This is a genomic window from Desulfosporosinus sp. OT, assembly GCF_000224515.1.
GTDB lineage: Bacteria > Bacillota > Desulfitobacteriia > Desulfitobacteriales > Desulfitobacteriaceae > Desulfosporosinus.
The window spans coordinates 21,427-39,024 of the sequence record NZ_AGAF01000027.1 but is presented as its reverse complement, the minus strand read 5'-3'; the positions used below and the strand labels follow the sequence as shown (position 1 = coordinate 39,024).

29 protein-coding genes are annotated in these 17,598 nt (G+C 49.8%); all 29 read right to left on the bottom strand.

The annotated features are described in order from the left end of the window. Positions 1–426: DUF6550 family protein (locus tag DOT_RS02610; protein ID WP_009613780.1), on the bottom strand; the 426-nt coding region annotated here is incomplete at its 3' end. 141 nt (positions 427–567) lie between these two features. Continuing rightward, positions 568–1,062 carry a hypothetical protein gene (locus tag DOT_RS02605; RefSeq protein WP_242833749.1) on the bottom strand — a complete coding sequence of 165 codons (495 nt, stop codon included), beginning with the start codon at positions 1,060–1,062 and terminating at the stop codon, positions 568–570. Positions 1,063–1,112: 50 nt separating this feature from the next. Beyond that, positions 1,113–1,508, bottom strand: coding sequence for a DUF4320 family protein (locus tag DOT_RS02600; RefSeq protein ID WP_009613778.1), 396 nt, complete (start codon positions 1,506–1,508; stop codon positions 1,113–1,115). Positions 1,509–1,520: 12 nt separating this feature from the next. Continuing rightward, a complete protein-coding gene (locus DOT_RS02595; RefSeq protein WP_009613777.1) occupies positions 1,521–2,393 on the bottom strand; it encodes a hypothetical protein in 873 nt (290 codons plus the stop codon). A 26-nt stretch (positions 2,394–2,419) separates the two neighbouring features. Next, positions 2,420–3,349, bottom strand: coding sequence for a membrane protein (locus DOT_RS02590; protein WP_009613776.1), 930 nt, complete (start codon positions 3,347–3,349; stop codon positions 2,420–2,422). Continuing rightward, on the bottom strand, positions 3,346–4,698 hold the full coding sequence (locus DOT_RS02585; protein WP_009613775.1) for an ATPase, T2SS/T4P/T4SS family: 1,353 nt from the start codon (positions 4,696–4,698) through the stop codon (positions 3,346–3,348). Before DOT_RS02585 ends, DOT_RS02590 begins: the two co-directional genes overlap by 4 nt. Further along, entirely contained in the window at positions 4,691–5,443 is a 753-nt protein-coding gene (locus tag DOT_RS02580) for a ParA family protein (protein ID WP_009613774.1), read from the bottom strand. The genes DOT_RS02585 and DOT_RS02580 overlap by 8 nt, the downstream gene beginning before the upstream one ends. After that, on the bottom strand, positions 5,433–6,257 hold the full coding sequence (locus DOT_RS02575; protein WP_009613773.1) for a Flp pilus assembly protein CpaB: 825 nt from the start codon (positions 6,255–6,257) through the stop codon (positions 5,433–5,435). Before DOT_RS02575 ends, DOT_RS02580 begins: the two co-directional genes overlap by 11 nt. Before the next feature lie 24 nt (positions 6,258–6,281). Continuing rightward, positions 6,282–6,737 carry an A24 family peptidase gene (locus tag DOT_RS02570; protein WP_009613772.1) on the bottom strand — a complete coding sequence of 152 codons (456 nt, stop codon included), beginning with the start codon at positions 6,735–6,737 and terminating at the stop codon, positions 6,282–6,284. Positions 6,738–7,010: 273 nt separating this feature from the next. Beyond that, positions 7,011–8,474 carry a DNA (cytosine-5-)-methyltransferase gene (gene dcm, locus DOT_RS02560; RefSeq protein WP_009613771.1) on the bottom strand — a complete coding sequence of 488 codons (1,464 nt, stop codon included), beginning with the start codon at positions 8,472–8,474 and terminating at the stop codon, positions 7,011–7,013. Between the two features lie 8 nt (positions 8,475–8,482). Further along, positions 8,483–8,644, bottom strand: coding sequence for a hypothetical protein (locus DOT_RS30155; RefSeq protein WP_157998392.1), 162 nt, complete (start codon positions 8,642–8,644; stop codon positions 8,483–8,485). Beyond that, a complete protein-coding gene (locus DOT_RS02555) occupies positions 8,644–8,964 on the bottom strand; it encodes a hypothetical protein (RefSeq protein ID WP_009613769.1) in 321 nt (106 codons plus the stop codon). Before DOT_RS02555 ends, DOT_RS30155 begins: the two co-directional genes overlap by 1 nt. Positions 8,965–9,016: 52 nt before the next feature. Further along, positions 9,017–9,229 carry a hypothetical protein gene (locus tag DOT_RS02550; RefSeq protein WP_009613767.1) on the bottom strand — a complete coding sequence of 71 codons (213 nt, stop codon included), beginning with the start codon at positions 9,227–9,229 and terminating at the stop codon, positions 9,017–9,019. 16 nt (positions 9,230–9,245) lie between these two features. Beyond that, positions 9,246–10,079, bottom strand: a complete 834-nt coding sequence (locus tag DOT_RS02545; RefSeq protein WP_009613765.1) for a conjugal transfer protein TrbL family protein — start codon at positions 10,077–10,079, stop codon at positions 9,246–9,248. Positions 10,080–10,142: 63 nt separating this feature from the next. After that, positions 10,143–10,442: a SpoVG family protein gene (locus tag DOT_RS02540; RefSeq protein ID WP_040411036.1), complete on the bottom strand. Its 300-nt coding sequence runs from the start codon at positions 10,440–10,442 to the stop codon at positions 10,143–10,145. A gap of 79 nt (positions 10,443–10,521) precedes the next feature. Further along, positions 10,522–10,752, bottom strand: coding sequence for a DUF6133 family protein (locus tag DOT_RS02535; protein ID WP_009613762.1), 231 nt, complete (start codon positions 10,750–10,752; stop codon positions 10,522–10,524). Between the two features lie 72 nt (positions 10,753–10,824). Further along, the gene (locus DOT_RS02530) at positions 10,825–11,184 is read right to left on the bottom strand and encodes an Mbov_0395 family pilin-like conjugal transfer protein (protein WP_009613761.1); all 360 of its coding nucleotides are present in this window, start codon (positions 11,182–11,184) and stop codon (positions 10,825–10,827) included. A 14-nt stretch (positions 11,185–11,198) separates the two neighbouring features. Continuing rightward, a complete protein-coding gene (locus DOT_RS02525; protein ID WP_009613760.1) occupies positions 11,199–12,689 on the bottom strand; it encodes a VirD4-like conjugal transfer protein, CD1115 family in 1,491 nt (496 codons plus the stop codon). A 76-nt stretch (positions 12,690–12,765) separates the two neighbouring features. Beyond that, positions 12,766–13,254, bottom strand: coding sequence for a hypothetical protein (locus tag DOT_RS27650; protein ID WP_050809810.1), 489 nt, complete (start codon positions 13,252–13,254; stop codon positions 12,766–12,768). Then, positions 13,251–13,760 (bottom strand): hypothetical protein, encoded by a 510-nt coding sequence (locus DOT_RS27645; protein ID WP_050809809.1) that lies wholly within the window; start codon positions 13,758–13,760, stop codon positions 13,251–13,253. The genes DOT_RS27650 and DOT_RS27645 overlap by 4 nt, the downstream gene beginning before the upstream one ends. A 42-nt stretch (positions 13,761–13,802) precedes the next feature. After that, a complete protein-coding gene (locus tag DOT_RS02515) occupies positions 13,803–14,159 on the bottom strand; it encodes a hypothetical protein (RefSeq protein ID WP_009613756.1) in 357 nt (118 codons plus the stop codon). Beyond that, complete coding sequence (locus tag DOT_RS02510) at positions 14,134–14,433, bottom strand: hypothetical protein (RefSeq protein WP_009613754.1); 300 nt, start codon at positions 14,431–14,433, stop codon at positions 14,134–14,136. The genes DOT_RS02515 and DOT_RS02510 overlap by 26 nt, the downstream gene beginning before the upstream one ends. A gap of 3 nt (positions 14,434–14,436) precedes the next feature. Continuing rightward, the gene (locus tag DOT_RS02505; RefSeq protein WP_009613749.1) at positions 14,437–15,120 is read right to left on the bottom strand and encodes a hypothetical protein; all 684 of its coding nucleotides are present in this window, start codon (positions 15,118–15,120) and stop codon (positions 14,437–14,439) included. Beyond that, positions 15,104–15,289 carry a hypothetical protein gene (locus tag DOT_RS02500; protein WP_009613747.1) on the bottom strand — a complete coding sequence of 62 codons (186 nt, stop codon included), beginning with the start codon at positions 15,287–15,289 and terminating at the stop codon, positions 15,104–15,106. Before DOT_RS02500 ends, DOT_RS02505 begins: the two co-directional genes overlap by 17 nt. 100 nt (positions 15,290–15,389) lie before the next feature. Further along, positions 15,390–15,839 carry a HEPN domain-containing protein gene (locus DOT_RS02495; RefSeq protein ID WP_009613744.1) on the bottom strand — a complete coding sequence of 150 codons (450 nt, stop codon included), beginning with the start codon at positions 15,837–15,839 and terminating at the stop codon, positions 15,390–15,392. Beyond that, positions 15,832–16,173 carry a nucleotidyltransferase domain-containing protein gene (locus tag DOT_RS02490; protein ID WP_009613742.1) on the bottom strand — a complete coding sequence of 114 codons (342 nt, stop codon included), beginning with the start codon at positions 16,171–16,173 and terminating at the stop codon, positions 15,832–15,834. The genes DOT_RS02495 and DOT_RS02490 overlap by 8 nt, the downstream gene beginning before the upstream one ends. Before the next feature lie 80 nt (positions 16,174–16,253). Then, positions 16,254–16,532: a hypothetical protein gene (locus DOT_RS30150; protein WP_009613740.1), complete on the bottom strand. Its 279-nt coding sequence runs from the start codon at positions 16,530–16,532 to the stop codon at positions 16,254–16,256. Further along, a complete protein-coding gene (locus DOT_RS02480) occupies positions 16,529–17,236 on the bottom strand; it encodes a DUF6710 family protein (RefSeq protein WP_009613738.1) in 708 nt (235 codons plus the stop codon). The genes DOT_RS30150 and DOT_RS02480 overlap by 4 nt, the downstream gene beginning before the upstream one ends. Continuing rightward, positions 17,230–17,574, bottom strand: coding sequence for a hypothetical protein (locus DOT_RS02475; RefSeq protein WP_009613736.1), 345 nt, complete (start codon positions 17,572–17,574; stop codon positions 17,230–17,232). Before DOT_RS02475 ends, DOT_RS02480 begins: the two co-directional genes overlap by 7 nt. Positions 17,575–17,598 lie beyond the last annotated feature (24 nt).

The following is a 17,598-nucleotide window of genomic DNA, read 5'->3' as shown; positions in this document are numbered from 1 at the left end:
GGGTTCACTGCTTTTTTTCTCCACAGTGGTCTGCTCTTTATCATATACAGGCGGCGTATCGGGATTTTTCAGGGCACCTGCATCCTTGACCACAGGTTTTTCCGGTTCAGCCGATTTTTGTGGGGTTTCGGCAATCGGTACTTCAATATCCTGCTGCTTGCTTATATCAAGGACTACATTGCTTGATGTCTGGCTTTCCGTCCCGTTGGTGGGGGCCGTAATATTGGAGACGGATACCCCGGCCTTGTCGTCGGTTTTTATATCATCCACTGTTACGTTATTGCCTATGTTATTTGCGATATTTGATTTATCCTTTTCACCGCTACCTCCGACAAGGGAGAAAACGGCAACGGCCAGAACGACACATATGGCGGCAAGTCCTGAAACCAGCAGCCTCTTTTGGGTTTTGGCACTTAATTTGCTCATACGATCAACCTCCTTTATAGGGTTTATCTATAAAAACGAAGTATATTTTCATACATATTATACCATTACAATTTGGACCGCGTCCAGCGGCCATTAGTCCTATAATTTTTTTATCCCTACAGGTTAAAAAGCACAGTGTTTTTAGAATTTTGGTGTAAATCCTCCTTTCAGCTTCATGGTAATTTTTAAGGGTGGAAGATGTCCCCACCCAAAGGATAGGGGCACTTCCACATCCACCGTCCCCGTCGCCGATAGCTGGGAGATGCCACCGATGCTGGCCGGGGCAAGAGGCGCGTTCTGCATACTGACAGAAAGGTCGGACAAGGTGTATTCCACATCGGGGCCTGAGTATTTTACATATTTTGAGTTTTCCTTTTTTACGCCCAAGGTGCTTTCCAGGCGGGAATACACATCCCCGGTGTCCAGCTTGACCACCCAATCCGTCCCGCTTAACGTATAGCCTCCGCTGTAGCCCTCGCGCAGCCCGTTGTAGGCGTCGTCCCAATTCTCGGTGGCAACGTCGATCATCGCGGCCTGAACCGCGTCCTGCACACCGCTTGCTATGACCATCAGCCGCATATATTCAAAGACCGTGCAGGACAGGATAATCACGGCAAGGACAATCGCCAGTGTCAAAGGGGCAGAATTGCCGGAGGTGTGCCGTAGAATTTTCTTTATTCTTACCATTATTTATGATACACCTCCGATACGCCTGTCGCCTTCGCGGTTAGGATAATGGGGAAGGAAGAAAAATCACCGAACAGGCCGATATTGACCGTGGTGGAAAGGGTTACGGTAAATTCTTCATTGAGCTGGATGTCGCCGGTTTTCGACCAACTGATGGCCGGGTCCAAGCCGGTCTCATCTTTCAGCCGGTTGGCTCTTGCCGTGGTTTCGCTCCCCACGCGCCCGGCGATTTCAGCCGTGCGGCAAAGCTCCGCCGCAAAGGTGTCAAGCTGCTGTTTAGCAACAAACACCGGCGCAACCCTGACCACCAGGGCAAGCACCATCATCACCGCAAGGACCACCACGACCGCATCAATATATCCTTTTCCGCTTTTGGATTTCAGCACTTTTATCATGGTTTCCACCTCCTAGAACAGCTTTCCAAAAGCATTCATAATCTCATAGCCCAGTACGCCGAGATACATCAGGAGAAAGCAGCCTAGCAAAAAGAAGGAATACTTCCGCACCTTGCCCGGCTGCTTCATGGCGATGAGCTTCAGCCGCTGCAATACCAGCAGCTTAAAATCGTGGCTCAACATTTCAAAGTAGACTGCGCCGTTGTCGCCGCGCTTGACGGAAATAAGCCCCCGAACCACATCGGACAGCATGGTGCTCCCGATTCTTGCCTCCAACCTTGTCAGCGCCGTTTCCTCATTGCCTGATTTCATGTCGGCGATGGTGATTTCAAGCTCCTGACGAAAGCTCTCCCCCGCATTCTTTTGATAGGAATTCAAAATGGACAGCACATCGCGGGAAACCTTTAGCTCCTGGGAAACGGTAGAAACGAACCTCGGCAGCTCATATTCAATCCTTTCACGTTTCTGTCTCACAATTTCGTCGGCCACCCGCTGCTCCCTGAAAAAGACCGCCACCGCCAGAAACAGAACGACAGGGCATAAAATCGGGAAGATGGGCAGCAACGGGAAAATCAAAAGCGCTATCAGCCCCGCCTTTACCCAGGCCCTGGCGATATAGGTTTCGGGAGTCAGCTTCATCCCCGCGGATTTCAAAGCGGCCTCCAGCTTGCGGCGCTTGTAGCCATCCAGTCTGATAAGCCCGGAAAGCCTGGATGAAAGCTCAAAGACAACTGTTTCAAGGTTCATGGTCTGCTTTTTATCCTGCCTTGCCACTGTCAAGACCGCCTTTGTAGTGGCAAGGGTCGGCAGCTTCAATACGTCGGCAAGGACAAGATACGCCCCTGCCGCGAAGAACAGGACGAAGAAAAATAGAATGGCATACAAGGGTTTCACCTCATTTCAGAATTTTATTATCGCTTATATTCAACCGGCTTTGTCAGCCTGATCACCGCGGCCAGGGACACGAAGATCACTGAACCGCAGACCGCCAGTATCGCCTTGCCGAAGGACGTGTCCACCAGCACGGAATACCAGTCCTTGTTCAAGAAATAGATTAACGGTATGTTGCCGACCAGCAGCAGCGCCATCGTGATAAACTCCTTTAAGGGCTCATACATCAGATAATCCAGCTCCGCCGATACCACCCGCACGTCCGACAGCTTTGAAATTATAGGGGTCAGGGTGGTTTTCAGGGTTTTATCCTCCTGGCAGGCGGTCATGGCGTCCAGCCACTCATGGAAGACATCGTTGTTCAGCCGGGGCTTCATGGCTTGAAGGGCCTGCTTCACATTGACGCTGATCAATTTGGTGTCGGCAAGAAAGCCCTGAAAAACATCCGCGACAGGCGGGTTCAAATAGCTGAGGTTTTCCTCCACCGCCGTGATGACGCTCTCATTTCGGATATAGGAAGTCGTAATAATCGACAGCGCCGTTTCCAGCTCGGCGTTCATCTGCTTTTTATAGGAGTGAGACGTGAACAGGATGTACCAGAAAGGCAGCAGCGCCATCCCCGCCGCCGCTACAGGCACCATAAAGAAATTTTCCATCAGCAAGGAAACTAGTACGCCAACCACAAGCAGGAAAAAGGAAAGGACGCACAACGCTCCAAACTTTGTGCTTTTGCCTGTGAGCGCCAGCACTTCTTTGGTTTCCTGGATGGTCTTACGAATGCCCCGTGCCTGCCTGGGGAATCTTGCTTCCTCAATCTGCTTTCCGATGGATTTCTTCCGGCTTTGCAGTGGCCTGATGATGCTTTCGGCAAACTCAAAGGGGGAAAGCCTTAGAAGCAGGAAACTACCGGCGATCAGGCCGATGAACGCCAGCATAATGAGAAAGGTCATGCAGCATCTTCTCCTTTCGTGATTTTGTTCAGAAGACTCACCGGCATACCGTTTTCCAGCAGCCTTTTCTGCAAGCTCTCGGACAGGGTGTTCACTCTCTGGAATTCCCCCCGGACGCTTACCTTGCCGTCCACCACCGCATTTTCCGAAACGTGATAGCGGAAAAGCGTATGAATCTTTCTTTCTCCGTCCGGCAATATCTCACATTCAGTTATTTCCATGCACTTCCTTGAGCTGTCCTCCAGCTTTTTTACAAACAGGACAATGGGGAACGCCTCGGTGACAAGGTTATACAGCGTCCGGTCGCCCAGGTCGTATTTTTGCGTGCAGAGCGTCACCATGCGGTAGTAGGTGGCATTGCAGCTATTGGCGTGGGTAGTGGTAATGACGGCGTGACCGGTCCGGGCCGCCTCCTGTGCCGCAAACGCTTCGGCTGATTTCATTTCGCCCACGCACACCACATCGGGATTGCAGGTCAGGGCGTACTCCAGCAGCTTTTCCTGGTCGATATTCTGCCTTTTGTCCTCGGAATAGCGGGTGACGGTATGCACCACGTTATTGACCACATGGCCGTTTTCGTCCTCTTTAACAAGGTCGAATTCACGGCAGCCGTTTTCAATCGTAAACACACGCTTATCATTGGGAATGGTGGACAAAAGCCAGCTCATCAGCGTGGTTTTTCCGCTGCCCGTGGAGCCAGTGACGCACATGGAAAGGCCGTACCGCAGGCAGACGCTTAAAAAGTCCAGCATTTCGGCGGTCGAGGTCCCATTGCGGATAAAGTCCTCCCGCGCCAGTTTCTGCGGGTTGACAATCCGGATGGAAGCCGCAACCCCCTTGCCCTGGTCGGTCAGCGGGTTACCCAGGACGGTGATGCGGATTTTGTTGCTCAAATGCCCCACGACGGCAGGCTGCGAATGGTCCAGAATCATACCGGATTTATGCAGCAGGCGCCGCACCACATCAACGGCATGCTCGGGGCTGTTGAATTTTTCCTCGGAGGGAACCACCCTACCGTCGGCATAGGTGATTTTTACATCCTTCCAGGAATTGATGTTAATTTCCTCAATATGGGTGGCAAAAAGGTAGGGGGTCAAAAACGAAAACTCTGCCATTTCACTGTAGAGCCTTTCTACAAGCTCATCCGGCGTCAAGCCCTCCACACCCAGGCTGTAATCGGTCAGGTACTTGGAGATGTAGGCGGTGATCTGCTGTTTTTGCTCCGCCGGATTACCCGCAATCACGGTGGCATACTTGCTGGAGATGTATTCCTGCACCTCCTGCAGCACCTCTGAAAACGGCTTTTGGTGCTTAGCCGTGTTGAAGAAAAGACCGATGTTCTTAGCCATTTCCAAACACCCCCTCTGCAATTTCCCGGATAACGAACTCATACTCTTTTGCCTCTTTGCCGGGAAGACCGTCCAGCAGGGAAAGAGAATAAAACTGTTCCTCGATGTCATCCACATGGGGCAGTTTGTAGGAAACGCCACCGTAGGCGTTTTCGTACCCGCCCGAATCCTGCCGGGACTTTACATTGGACAGCACCTTGATGTGCTTCTCCGGTTTGAACCGGCGGTCGGCAATGAGGGGCAGGCTGGACATGAAGTAAGACACGCCTTTTAAATCACAGCTTCCCAACCGCAGTACCGCGTCGGCCACCTCCAGGGCTGCCGTGGACAGGATGCTGTCGGTGAGGCTGCTTGCGCAGTCTACCACCACACAGTCGGCAACATGGCGCAGCAGCACCAGCAGGTCCACCGCACGTTCCTTCGCATAGTCCGCGTAGGTAAAGACATTTTCTCCCGCCTTGTAGCCGAGAAAGCTGATATACGGATTTTTGGCGGGGCATACACAGTTTTTCAAGATAAGCTCCTGCGTTACGCTGGGTGCGGACAGCACTTCGCCGAGGGAGCCCTCCACCGGCTTTTTGGTTTTCAGCACCGTGGGCAGGGCGGGGCACACCCCGTCACAGAAAACCACCGCCACATTTTTCCTGTTCAGGGACAGCTCCCTTGCGATTTTCACAGCCGTTACGGTTTTGCCGCTGGACGGGCTGCCCCAGACCGCCAGAATCTGCTTTCCCTTATTCGGCATTGTTGCTATCCTCCTGGGCTGCATTTTCTGCTTTTTCCGGCTGCGGGCTGCTTTCGATAGGGCCGGCAACTACGATTTCACCCGTTTTAAAGTACCGGTCCTGCGCCGTTAAAAATTTATCCGCATTGGCCTTTGCCCCGCGATAGACAAGGGTTACATGAAGGTTGCCGTTTTGCTCAAGTCCGGCCAGCACCTTCGCCTGGGCGGAATTTACCAGCAGGGTCAGGGTGGCGGGGAGTTTCTTTTCCTCGTCGCCGCTCTTTTCCTCAACCGCCTTGTATTCCCTGTCCACCCCCGTGCCCAACGTGACCGCTAGCACCTCGACATATTTTAGCTCCGGTGGCATCACGATAATCCCCGTATTGCCGGAACTCGCGGAAATCAGGGATATGATGTCGCCCGGTTCCAGCTTGCCCGACAGTCCCGCCGCAAAGGATTTGATGGTGATGGACATGGCCTGTTTTGTACCGTCAAGCCCGGTCAGGTATTCAAATTCGGCAAGTGGCGTCTCGGATAATTTGGTGGAAAGGATGTAATCCCCCTTTTGCAAGTCGGTGGCGGCGTATTTGCCGATGGTCTCATTTTTGTTTTTCACCAGGTTGCTCGGCAGGTTGTATGCGCCAACCTGTACCGTTTCCAGCTTGTTGGCGGTGATCACCTCGCCCTTTTTGACAGTATCCGCAATCCGCACGATTTCCGTTTGGGCGCGTACTGCGCTGCCCCAAAGCGGTGTCAGACCAAAACAAATGATCAGGGAAAGGATGATGCAGCCCAGGCCGATTACGGTCCTGTTTTTGAAAATGTTTAATTTCATAATCGCTAGTCCTCCTGTTTTTTTTTAGATTGCGGCGCTAATGAGAAGCGCACAGTAAGATAAAATTCCCCCTGCACAGAAAAACGGTGCAAGGGGCAGGGTGACGGTATTCAGCTTTTTCGTTCCCCGGTAAACGCAGATACCGATACCGACGGCAAGGGAAAGGGTCAGGGCGGCAATACTTTGAAGGATACCACCCCAAACACCCAAAACAAAGCCGCACGCGGCCATCAGCTTGATGTCGCCGCCGCCTATGGAAAAGTCTTCTCCTTTATAGGAAAGAACTGCCGCAAGCAGATACGGCAGCCCTGTTGCTACAAGCCCGGAAAAAGCGTCCAGCGGATTCATTTGTGGAATACCTGTTAGAAAGATGAGCAGCGGTATCCAATCGGGGATCTCACGCCTGCGGATATCCCAAACCGCCGCTGTAAGGAGCAAAGCCGAAAACAGCGCGCCTTTCCATATTGGTCCGTCCATCATGGCTCCGTATATACACCTCCTGTCACTATAAAATATACTTGTTTGCAAGCCTGCCGCCGTCATCGGTAAATCGGGTCAATCAGCCCGTTTTGCCGCAGAAGGTGCATATTGCGGCTGAAAGCGGTTCTTGAAACCCCGACGGCGACCTCGATTTTTTCAGATGACCTGCAATCTCCCGTTTTCGGCCTACGGTATCCGTACGATAACAGTAAAGGAGCTTTGCCGTGCTCATCATAGAAAGCCTGCCGCACAGCATGTATTTAGCCGTCTGAACTATTTTTCTATCCTCCTTTTTTGCACTTCCAAAATCCTCATGCCGATGGTGTATACCACCGTTACGGTGACGGAGTTTCCAGCCTGCTTATAAAGCTGGCTGTCTGAATTGACCGCCTTGGCCCTGTCAAACATCCCGTCCGAAAAGCCCTGCAAGCGCCAGCACTCCCTTGGCGTCAGGCGTCGTATCCGCCCGCAAACCAGGAAAATCCCCTGATTGCAGCTTGTATCCAGGGTTTGCGCCAATCCTTTGCCGACCCGTCCGCGCCGTGTTTCGCTGCCGGGGAAGGCAAGGCTGATACTGTCGCCGTAGCCCTCTGTTTGGTCCTCCCGTATTTTTAATTTTGGGCAGCAGTCGGCCGCCTTGCAGTGCATGAGCAAAACTCCGTGCCTGTCCTGTGCCGTAAGGGTAAAGCTCGGCTGACCGCACGCCTTGTTGTGGGGACCGTTCTGCAGTTTTTCCACACGGTCGGGTGTTAAAACCGCCCTTGCGTACAAATGCAGAACGCCGGATTTATCCGCGCCTCTGTTGGTAACTCCGGTGTTATAATGGGCCCTGATGCACCGTGCAATGTTGGTCAGCTTCGGGGTTTTATTCAGGTCGATAAAAGAGATGGGGCAGCCGTTTTTATCCTCCGGCTGCATGCAGACTTCACAGCCCTCCAGCACTGCGTTTTGCGTCTGGTTCCGGTCCAGTTCCCGGTAGTCTCCGGCAGTGATGGTATGGGCAAGCTCCAACCTTTCTTTGAAGCCGTCAATGCGGTTTACTCCCACACACATGCAGTAAAGGCCCGTTTTGGCACCACCGCCGCCCTGTGCGGTGAGGGTGGCGCTGATGCCTTCGGGGCAGTAAACCCTCCGTCCCTGCATCCCGCCTATGATTTGGATAAGAGCTTTTCCATTGCCGCTTGGGAGAGGAAATATCCTTCTGGTACATCCGTCTCCAGTATGTCGATGAGCGACAATGTAGACCCGTTCTCTGTTTTGGGGGACTCCGAAATCCCGTGAATTAACAAGTCCGTACTGCAAATCATAGCCGAGTGAGGCCATTTCAAAGAGAACGGTCGCAAAGTCCCATCCGCCATGAACGGAAAACAGGTTTTTAACATTTTCAAGGATAACCCATTGGGGTCGATCTTCGGCAGCTTTGCCTTCGATGAGCCTAACAATCTCAAAAAAGAGTCCGCTTCGTTCTCCGGCAAGCCCCCGCTGGCTGCCAGCGATGCTGATATCCTGGCAGGGGAAGCCGGCAGTCCAGAGATGGACGAAGGGCACATCTCCCGGTTGGATTTCGGTGATGTCGCTTGCAAACCATTCATCCTCCTTTACATCAAATATAGCCCGATAGCTTTTATCCGCATATTTGTTGATTTCACAATGTCCGATGCATTTCATGCCGCAGGCTTCAAGTCCCGCGCGAAAGCCCCCGATACCTGAGAAATAGTCTATGAAGGTCGTCTGCATCGGCGGCCTCACATTTCCTGTCCGATACCCTCATTAAGCTCCATATTCAGCTCATTTTCTTCCTCAATATTTTTTTGCTTTTCTATTTTCATCAGCTCTTTGAAAATATCGTTGACAATACGGGGGTTTACCTCGACGGACGGGTAATATACGGGTATCATTGCGTACATCAGCCCAACCTCCATTCATCGCCGTACCGGTACGGATAAATTTTCTGGCTTTTCGCAAACCGCGTCATATTCTGCACCTGATCCACCACCGATAGATTGGTCTGGTCCTTGGTGGTCATCATCACCGAGCCGACAATTCCGGACAGCACGCCGATGACGGTGAAAGTGACGCTTTGCGAGAGCAACCATACAAAAGCGGAAACAACTCCCACGCCCAGCGAACCAATCACCGCTTGCAGGAGCTGCTTTTTGCCGAAGCCGGGGAAAAGCTCGGTTTCAGCCTTTACCCCCATGGGGATATACAGTTTTTCATCCTCCATAAAAACCTCCTTTTCCAATAATCATCATTATGCCGTTACGTTGCATAATGCGTCATGGGGTATAGTAATACAGCACCAGGTCCTTAATCTGCCAGATACACTCTGCCAGCACATAGAAAATGACGGTGTTTTTCGCCCGCTTCTTATACTGCGTCTGTTCTTCCTCTGCACCGGAGAGCCTGATCATGCAGTAAATAAACCTTGCGACGGCGCCCAGGCGGACAAGGATGATAATCGCCTTGGAAATGTCGTCCATCGTAACCAATATCCATCCACCGCCTTTACTTCGCTAATTTTTGCGCCATGCCGATCAGCCTTACGGAATGGTACACATTGTTGATAACCCCGCCACCACCGCCGCCCGTCGTGATGAGGAAGTCCTGCAAGAAGCGCGGCGTCCGGATGGCAAGCATCATGCAGGCCAGGCCCCAAAAGACGTGCATGTTGAGCATTAGCCCCACGCCGAGCTTGGAGAGGACAATCTGCACCACCACGGCCAGCATGGACTGGAAAAACTTGTTGAGATACGCCTTGAAAACGCCTTTGTCGTTGTCCAGGAGTCCCACGCAGGCAAGGGGAACCCCCACCCGCAGGATAAAGATTTCAAGGCCCCGCATGAGAAACTGGAAGTACAGCATGAAATAGCAGATGATAAAAATCAGCCCGAAGATAGCTGTCACAAGGCCCATGGAGGAAATACCATTCACCCATGCCTGCCAACCGTAATTCGTTGTTACACCGATGGCTGTCAGCAGTTGGTTGGTCATATCCTCTATAATGTCTGCCATCCACTGATACAGGGTGGGAAAGCAGACGGCCACCGCCAGCGCCTTAAAAAAGTTGGTCAGCAGGGAAAGGGGTTCTTCGTCCGCATCGCCGTCGCTCCAAAGTATATAGGTTTCAAAGCCTTTTTTAAGAAACTTCAATACGATGAGAGACACGCCGAAGCCGAACAGGATATTAAAAAGCGTATCCGCGATATTGGAGCCGGACACGGTGGTCATGTACTGCTCCGCATACAGGGTCATGGGCACAATCCCTGTCAAAAGGTCGTTGATATAGGCTATGGCTCCGTTTAACAGCGCGACGATAAGCAATACCAGGAGCACTTCCAAATTGGTTTCCCCTCCCTTTCGGGGGAGTACCGCACAGCGCAGCACTCCCTCTAGGATTTTGCTTTACGAAGCGTCGCTGTCCGTTCCGTCACCGGCCTGTTTGCCCTTTGCAAGCGCCTCATGGTAAGCGTCCAGTACCTCTTTTTCGATTTGCTCCCGGACCTCGGATCGGATGGGGAAGCAGATGTCGGAATATTTGCCGTCAGCGTTTTGACGGCTCGGCATGGACACAAACAGGCCGTTTTTGCCGTCGATCACCCGCACGTTTTTCACGACGAAGCAGTCCTCGATCACAAGGTTGGATACGGCTTTCAACTTGCCGCTGTCCTGAAAAATGCTCCTGATTTCAGCTTTAATCTTCATTTTCAAAATCCTCCGTAAAATAAAATAGGCAGGAGCAACGTGCCCCTGCGATCAGATACAATAATTCTACTGCTGGCAATCATCCATGATAGTTAAACATATCCTTGATGCGGTCCGTGATGGTGGGGAGCACTGTAGCATTTAATATAAGATACAGGCCGCCAAGGATAAGGGCTCCCAATACAATCGAAATTAGTACTTGAATAGCCGTGTCAAGGGCTCCCTGGCCGCTCCGGTTGGAAAGGGCGGCCTTCGCCCTGACAATAGCCACCGCCGTTTTTACCTGTACCTTATTAATAAGGTTTTGCATAGAAAAATCCTCCTTCAATATGTTTGATAAAAGCAGTGTACAAAACACTGCTTTTTCAGATTTCCGCCTGGGCTACTTGTAGTAACCGATAATCAGATTCAAAGTTGCCGAACCGAGTACGGCACCGATACAGGACACAATGGCAACCACAATACGGTTGTTCCACTTTTTCGTGTCCATCTCGTCGGCGGCACTGCGGCGGATGAAGAAATAGATGATTAGCAGGCCCGCCACCACTGGAGCCAGCACCATCAGCCATGTGGTGACATCGCCGATCAGCTTTTCCGTCCCCGTGACAATCTTGCTGCCTTGAACGCCGTCAGCGGCGTAAGCCGGAACCGCCATCATTGACGTTGTTACTAAGACGGCAGCGGAGACCCAGACTTTCCTTAAAAGCCTTGCGGCCTTTTTTGTTGCTTTTTTCGGTTTCATAAAATCCTCCTTCCTTAATCCATATCCGCTTCACTGACCACTGATTGGCCTTTACCCTCCGCGGCCTTTTGCTGGAGCTTGCGCATGATGTCCTTTTGATAGTAGACCCAGATATTCCACAGGGCGATTTCCTTGCCCACGTCGGTGACGACCGGGCGTTTCTGCTCCCGTTCCTCCCGCAGCTTCCGGTTATGCTCCTTATCCCCCAGGCCCAGCATTTTGTTGAAATACCACTCCGACAGGTCGGGGGAATACATGATAGCGGGATGGGTCCGGGACGTGACGATCTGGTAGGGACGGGTAACCCGCCGCACTTCGTCCACATTCAAAAGCTTGCGCTCAATCAGGCTTATGCTGTGGGAGCTTGACGGGGTGGTGTACTTCGCGTGATTGGCCGATAGCTGATAGCTGGAAACGGTGTAGGTCCCCAGCTTTTCGCTGATCTCTCGCAGGGTGTCCAGGTCATCAGCCTGTAGATAAACCCAGGTCTGGCAGTTGGCCTTGATGGTATCCGAGATGTTCACATCGTACTTTTCTTTCAGTTGGGAGAAGGACTGAATAAACAGGTTGAACCGCATCCCGCGCCCGCCGCCGACTGTGAGTTTGTTCGTAAAATCACTTATGGTGGTGAAATTTCCGAATTCGTCCAGCATGAAGTTGACCCGCTGCTTGAGCCGTCCACCTCTTGTATCTGCCAGATTTGCCAAAAGCTCATACTGCTGCGACACGATGAGAGAGGCTACAGGATAAAAAGTGGTCTTTTCGTCCGGCAATATGATGAACAATGCCTGCTTTTCCTGCCCGATGTCCTGCAATTCAAAGTCGCTGGTATGGGTGATGGAATAGATGGATCTTGAAGTGAACAATCTGAGGGTTGTCAATGCGGAGGTGTAGAAGCTGCCCCTTGTCCTTGACGGCGCCACATCGGAAATGGAAAGCAGCGCCTTGGCGGGATGTGAGGGTGGAAGTTTTTTGACGTACTCTAAGAGGGGCATTTTGTTCCCGATCATCTTCACCATTTCGGCGATAAACCAGTAGACATTGGTGAGGTTCTGGTAATCGGGCCGGCGCCTGTTGTCGCACACCACGCAGAGGATGGCAGCGGCGATGATGGAGCATTCGCCGTTTGTCCAGATTTTTTCGCCTTCCGGCTTACCGACAAAGTTGTTGGTCAGATCCCAGGCCAGAATTTCCGCCCTGTCGGTGTCGTCATGGTTGACCGCATTGATAATAGGCTGCAACAGGTTATAGCGCATACTTTTGGACGGGGTTTTGAAATCCAGCACCAACACCCGGTAGCCGAGTTTTTCGAGAAATTCCGCGGTGTAGTCGTACAACTCCGCTTTCGGGTCACTGACCACGATGGATTCTCCGGCCAATCCCAGGGTGCAGATGGACTGCACCACTAGGTTGCGGGTTTTGCCGCTCCGGGTAGCGCCGATACACAGCAGATGGCTGTCCTCGCCCACATAATAGATGTGCTCGTTATCGCCCTCCTTTTTCATGCCAATCACAACGCCGCCCTCGCGTAAAGCAAAGGCGGCGTCTTTATCGGGTTCCGGTTTTGGTTTAGGGATTGTCTTAGGATGAAATATCGTCCTCAACCTCCTTTTCCTTCTCCTTCTTGTTTTTTAGGAAGTCTATATTATCATAGCCGCCTTTGATAAGCGCCTTGATAACCTTGTTGTGGGGATTTAAGGCAAAGCTTGCAAAGGCTTTGTCCTTTTCCCCGTCTTTGAGCCATCGCGCCGAGCCGTGCTGGTACTGCCCCACCGCAACGGGTGTTTTGATATCCGGGGTAATTTCCGTCAAATCCGACTGATAGGGCCGCAGGTTAGTGAGAAAGTACATCACCGCCAGAATCAGTATGAAGCCCTGCAAGCAAAGATAAAGAAGAAAATGCTGTTTGCTTGAAAAAAGGCTGGCAAGGCATTCACCGATGGGCAGCAGCTTCAATACCGTCATCTGCCTTGACAGCAGCCCATGAAGGGCGGTTGAGAAAAAGAGATTGACAAAACCGCCAGTCAAAAATATCAGGGAGCAGATCATCAGTTTGGCTCTTGTTTTCATAGCATCATCTCCAGGTTCTGCTCCTGTTCGTTTATCAGCGTTTCAGCGATTTCATTTTTTACAGGCGTGTTTTCAAGCCACTGCTTTAAGCTTTCCGGCCTGACGATGCCAAGAAAATCCGCGCGTTCCCAGCGGCATTCCTGTCCTGAAAACAGGCTTTTGGCATAAACCGCCTGGCCTCTTGCCCCGTAGGTGCAGCCAAAACCGTTATAGGCGATCCATAAGCTGTTTTCAGCCGTGCGGCGGCTCTTAATCAAGACTTCGGGATTCAGTACCAAAATTTTGTCCTCGTAATCCATTTCATTGCTCCTGGGAATGCAATCCTCTGTATCGAGAGCCTTGTTTTCCTGTCTTATCTTCAACCCCTCCTCCCTGTGATGATCCAGGACATAAACGATGGGAATATTCAGTTTTGTCGCCAGATCTATCTCACCCTGCATACCTTGCGTAATTTCGTCCCCGCAGCACCACACTTCATCGCACCGCCTTAAAAGCGCAAGTCCCATTATTAAGCCCTTATCCCGCTGTTCGGGAATGTTATCCTCACCTCACAGTTCCAGTTCAAATTCGATCTCGTTGAAGGTTTCAAAACCCGTATCGTATTCCGCGTCATCAAGCTGCTTCAGGGCTTCCTGCCTTGCAATAAACTCCGGGTCGGTGACCAGTCCCTGCCGGACCAGCTCGTCTCCCACCAGGGAAGTGGAAAGCTCATCGGTAAAGCACAGGTTTTCACCCTCCGGTTCACCCCTGGCGGCAACCGCTTCGGGCAGTATTTTTTTGGCGTCCGCCTTTGAGATCATAATGCCCTTGTTTTTGTCGCCCACAATCTCATAGATGCCGAAGGCGATTTCGCCACAGGAGATGATATTGCCCCATAGGTTAGCGTTGGGCCTGCTGTCCGGCATGGATTCCGCCTCCCTCCGCATACGGCATAAAGGCGACAATGCTCAGATAGTCCTCGCCCAGCCGCAAAATCAAATCGTCCTGATGCTTTAACACCGTATCCACCGTACTTTCGGTGCAGTATTTCAACAGATCCTCCACATACTGCCCCACCTCAAGACCAATGGGCTTTTTCAAATACTGCTCGTCTGTCATGGCCTCCAGCCGCTTGTTCAAATCGTTCTTATAGGCCAAAAACCGCGCTATGGCAATGGCCTGGTTTCTTTTGCTGCCCATGCGTCACCCTCCAATCTCCGCATCCATGTCCTGCCGGAATTCGCCCTCAAAGTCGAAGTCATAGTCCCGGCCTTTGAGTTCGGGCACAATGTCCTCGATTTTGTCAATCATCTGCCCGACGGAAATCATGTCGTCATTGGCAAGATTGTTGTCCAGCAGCGTCAGCTTTACCAGGTTAGAGTGAAGCACCATCAGTTCGGTTTCGGAAAACAGAGCCTTTTCGTCCACCAAGCCGCTTCGGATGGCAAAATTCTGTGTGGCGGCCTCCTTGTTGTAGAAAAACTGCCGCTGCACCGCCTGGTCGTTTTCGGGGCCTAGGCGGTAGGTGGAAAACACATAGTCAAACAGATGGTGGAATTTGCAGGACAGCACCACGCCGTTGTACTCGGCCAGCTTGTAGGAGCCGTTGGGGAGTTTTTCATTGGCGTCGGTGAAGGGGCGCTCGGAGCAAATACCAGCTCTGACCGCCGTGGTCCTCGCAGTATCGTTGATGAGATTCAAAACCTTGTCCTTGACCGCTACAAAGGGATTTTTCTCAATGGTGTCGGCTTTAGTGTAAAAGGCAATAAGCTGCTTTTTATAGTAGATGTCGGCAAGGTAGTCGGAGGAATCGGAACGCTTCACCTCAAAGCCCCGCCTGGAAAGCTGCTCAAAAAACTGCTTGTAAAAATCAATCTTGCTGCGCATGGTCACACCTCCAATTCGTTTTCGGATTCCTGTTCAAGCTCCGATTCTTGAGCTGCATGTCAACAACAAGCTTTTCAAGCCTTTGGGTCATATTTTTCAAGTCCGTATAACCCAGCTTCTGCACCCTCCTGACAAACGCTCTAAAAAGCGGTTCGCTCAGTTCTTTCATGGCAAGTATCACTCCCTTCGCAATTGCTCTCGCATTTTTTCACGTTTTAAAAAATAAAAATACCCCGGCTTTTGCGCCAGGGCATATTTTGTATAAAAATTTATCGTTCCAGTTCTTCTTCATTTGTCTGATCAGCCGTTAGCTCTCTTTGCTCTGTTTTCTGCATGATGAAAGGTTGCATGGTATTGTAAAAAGCTACCGCGTTATCAATCTGGCTTTTTGCTTCTTCCTGGCTGATTTGTATAAAATCATCATAGTCGCTTTTCTCTCTGAGCCTGCTGGCATCCCCAATCATGCTGGAGTAGGTGGAGTCAAAAACACCGGTTTTAATATAGTTCTTTCGAAAATTTGCAATAACTGCAGAGTGTTTCTTAAAATCCATACCGTCGAGAATCAATAAGGCGCGAATGGTGTGGAACATGGAGTAATAAGCCCTGTTTATACAGGCTAAAAAATGACCGGCACTAAAATCATGTTTTGCTGTTTCTAAATCCTCTTTAGCCTTTTGCAGCCTATACCGTGATAATTCTTCTTTACTATAATCAGGCATTAACTACAACTCCCTCGTTTTGCACGTTTGCATAGAAAGGCAATACATTTTTCCAGTTTTGGAAATGATTATAGTCCTTTACTATGACGGATAGGACAACATCATAGTTTAGTTCTAAATCATTACAGTATTTCCACAGCTCCTGTTCAAAAAGTTTAGTTGTATGATCATCGCCATTGACAAGGACCATGACATCAATGTCCGACCATTCTTCATAATCGCCACGCGCATAGGAACCGTATAGTATAACTTTAACAAGTTTATCACTGGCAATTTCTTTCGCTTTATTTGCCAATAGGGCAACTATTTTATTGATAGTTGTTGGCGTGTGCATTTTTGAGCCCCCCCCATTTCTATCAAATCAGCTACTTTCCAAAGCCTGTTTCAAAATCCACAATCAATTCCGGAAATTACTCACGGCAATGCTATCTTCTTCAGCATAGAACAGCACTTCTTCACCGTGAATTTTTTTAAGAAGCTTTCACTCAAAGCATCGGTTGTCAGCAGATCAACATGGACCTCTCTGGATGAGATAGTCTTGTCGCCACAAGTAGAAGATATTCTTACAGTTATTATACATTGCCATGTTTTTACAGTAAAGATCATATTCAGATACTCGTGATAGTTATTCCTGCGATCTGTCTTGAAATCATCTCCTTTTTTGTTCTGTCTGTTTGGCGGATTGGCCTTCATCCCAGCTCGGCAGTATCTTCTTCATTTTCAAGCCTGTATTTAATCTTGGAAATCTCATAAATAACCCCCACCCGAAAGTCATATAATTCTCTGAGCTTATTCCCGTTGTGCTGGTTGTACCAGCAGTCCCCATCCGTGTAAACATGGTCAAACATTGGAATTATATCAATTGTTTTTGCTTCAATAAATCCTTTTTTATGCCCAATGCCTGCTGATATAGAGTGAGTGCCATTGTATGCAAAGCATAGATCTGCACCCGTATAATAATACGCTAAATGGTTTCCTTTAATATATTCAAATGAGTTCTTAGCTATAATTTTTATGATATTTCTCATTCTATCCCTATGCCAGGCTAAAACCAAAACGCAGTCATTCGCTAAATCAACCTTTTTCATTTTCTCTTCATCTGGTTTAGCCCAGATTTTGTTTCCTGCTTCATCTTCATAATATATGGGAAATGGATGACTGATTTTCTTATCGAAGTTCTCTTTGTTATAGAGAATTGTCGTCAGTAAATCATTTTTCAAGTCTTCCTTAATGATTCCCAACATATATTCCAAGATGACAATCTGATCCTGTTTGCTCTGCTCATATTGTAGGGTTTGCCGTACAAAGTCCATGGCATAATTGAATTCCCAGCCAGATTGTTCCGGTTTCTGCACATCTTCTTTACCCAGAATCTTTCCCCAAAAGTTTCTTAACATCTATCGTTCTCCTCAATCTGTAAAAAGGTTTCCAGAATTTTCACGGTATTATTATAAACTCTTTTCTGGAAAAAAGGTACATAATGCATGAGGGAAAGCAATTCATTACATACTCTCAAATACTTTTCTTCCTCAAATGCTTTTTTGACTTCTACAAAAAAATGCAGATATCGAAAATGCGCTATATTATCTTTTTCATAGTTTGTTGCCGGTGTTCGGTTCAATAAAGTTTTGTAAAAACCATGTAATGCTTCCTTTGCCCGCAGATTCGTTTCTTCATCTACGTCATTATCCCATTTGTCATAGGGCTTTAATATTGCTTGAAGTTCCCTATCCATGTCCTCATCTCCCATAATAAAATA

Bases quoted from the DNA above. Each gene is read 5' to 3' on its own strand.
- DOT_RS02580 (WP_009613774.1), bottom strand. From the start codon at position 5,443: ATGCCGAATAAGGGAAAGCAGATTCTGGCGGTCTGGGGCAGCCCGTCC.
- DOT_RS02495 (WP_009613744.1), bottom strand. From the start codon at position 15,839: ATGCCTGATTATAGTAAAGAAGAATTATCACGGTATAGGCTGCAAAAG.
- DOT_RS02480 (WP_009613738.1), bottom strand. From the start codon at position 17,236: ATGTTAAGAAACTTTTGGGGAAAGATTCTGGGTAAAGAAGATGTGCAG.
- DOT_RS02525 (WP_009613760.1), bottom strand. From the start codon at position 12,689: ATGAAAAAGGAGGGCGATAACGAGCACATCTATTATGTGGGCGAGGAC.
- DOT_RS02500 (WP_009613747.1), bottom strand. From the start codon at position 15,289: ATGAAAGAACTGAGCGAACCGCTTTTTAGAGCGTTTGTCAGGAGGGTG.
- DOT_RS30150 (WP_009613740.1), bottom strand. From the start codon at position 16,532: ATGAAGGCCAATCCGCCAAACAGACAGAACAAAAAAGGAGATGATTTC.
- DOT_RS27645 (WP_050809809.1), bottom strand. From the start codon at position 13,760: ATGGGACTTGCGCTTTTAAGGCGGTGCGATGAAGTGTGGTGCTGCGGG.
- DOT_RS02570 (WP_009613772.1), bottom strand. From the start codon at position 6,737: ATGATGGACGGACCAATATGGAAAGGCGCGCTGTTTTCGGCTTTGCTC.
- DOT_RS02490 (WP_009613742.1), bottom strand. From the start codon at position 16,173: ATGCACACGCCAACAACTATCAATAAAATAGTTGCCCTATTGGCAAAT.
- DOT_RS02575 (WP_009613773.1), bottom strand. From the start codon at position 6,257: ATGAAATTAAACATTTTCAAAAACAGGACCGTAATCGGCCTGGGCTGC.
- DOT_RS30155 (WP_157998392.1), bottom strand. From the start codon at position 8,644: ATGTACGCAATGATACCCGTATATTACCCGTCCGTCGAGGTAAACCCC.
- DOT_RS02535 (WP_009613762.1), bottom strand. From the start codon at position 10,752: ATGCAAAACCTTATTAATAAGGTACAGGTAAAAACGGCGGTGGCTATT.
- DOT_RS02510 (WP_009613754.1), bottom strand. From the start codon at position 14,433: ATGGGCAGCAAAAGAAACCAGGCCATTGCCATAGCGCGGTTTTTGGCC.
- DOT_RS02540 (WP_040411036.1), bottom strand. From the start codon at position 10,442: ATGAAGATTAAAGCTGAAATCAGGAGCATTTTTCAGGACAGCGGCAAG.
- DOT_RS02515 (WP_009613756.1), bottom strand. From the start codon at position 14,159: ATGCCGGACAGCAGGCCCAACGCTAACCTATGGGGCAATATCATCTCC.
- DOT_RS02585 (WP_009613775.1), bottom strand. From the start codon at position 4,698: ATGGCTAAGAACATCGGTCTTTTCTTCAACACGGCTAAGCACCAAAAG.
- DOT_RS02555 (WP_009613769.1), bottom strand. From the start codon at position 8,964: ATGGAGGATGAAAAACTGTATATCCCCATGGGGGTAAAGGCTGAAACC.
- DOT_RS02530 (WP_009613761.1), bottom strand. From the start codon at position 11,184: ATGAAACCGAAAAAAGCAACAAAAAAGGCCGCAAGGCTTTTAAGGAAA.
- DOT_RS02475 (WP_009613736.1), bottom strand. From the start codon at position 17,574: ATGGATAGGGAACTTCAAGCAATATTAAAGCCCTATGACAAATGGGAT.
- DOT_RS27650 (WP_050809810.1), bottom strand. From the start codon at position 13,254: ATGAAAACAAGAGCCAAACTGATGATCTGCTCCCTGATATTTTTGACT.
- dcm (WP_009613771.1), bottom strand. From the start codon at position 8,474: ATGCAGACGACCTTCATAGACTATTTCTCAGGTATCGGGGGCTTTCGC.
- DOT_RS02505 (WP_009613749.1), bottom strand. From the start codon at position 15,120: ATGCGCAGCAAGATTGATTTTTACAAGCAGTTTTTTGAGCAGCTTTCC.
- DOT_RS02590 (WP_009613776.1), bottom strand. From the start codon at position 3,349: ATGACCTTTCTCATTATGCTGGCGTTCATCGGCCTGATCGCCGGTAGT.
- DOT_RS02600 (WP_009613778.1), bottom strand. From the start codon at position 1,508: ATGATAAAAGTGCTGAAATCCAAAAGCGGAAAAGGATATATTGATGCG.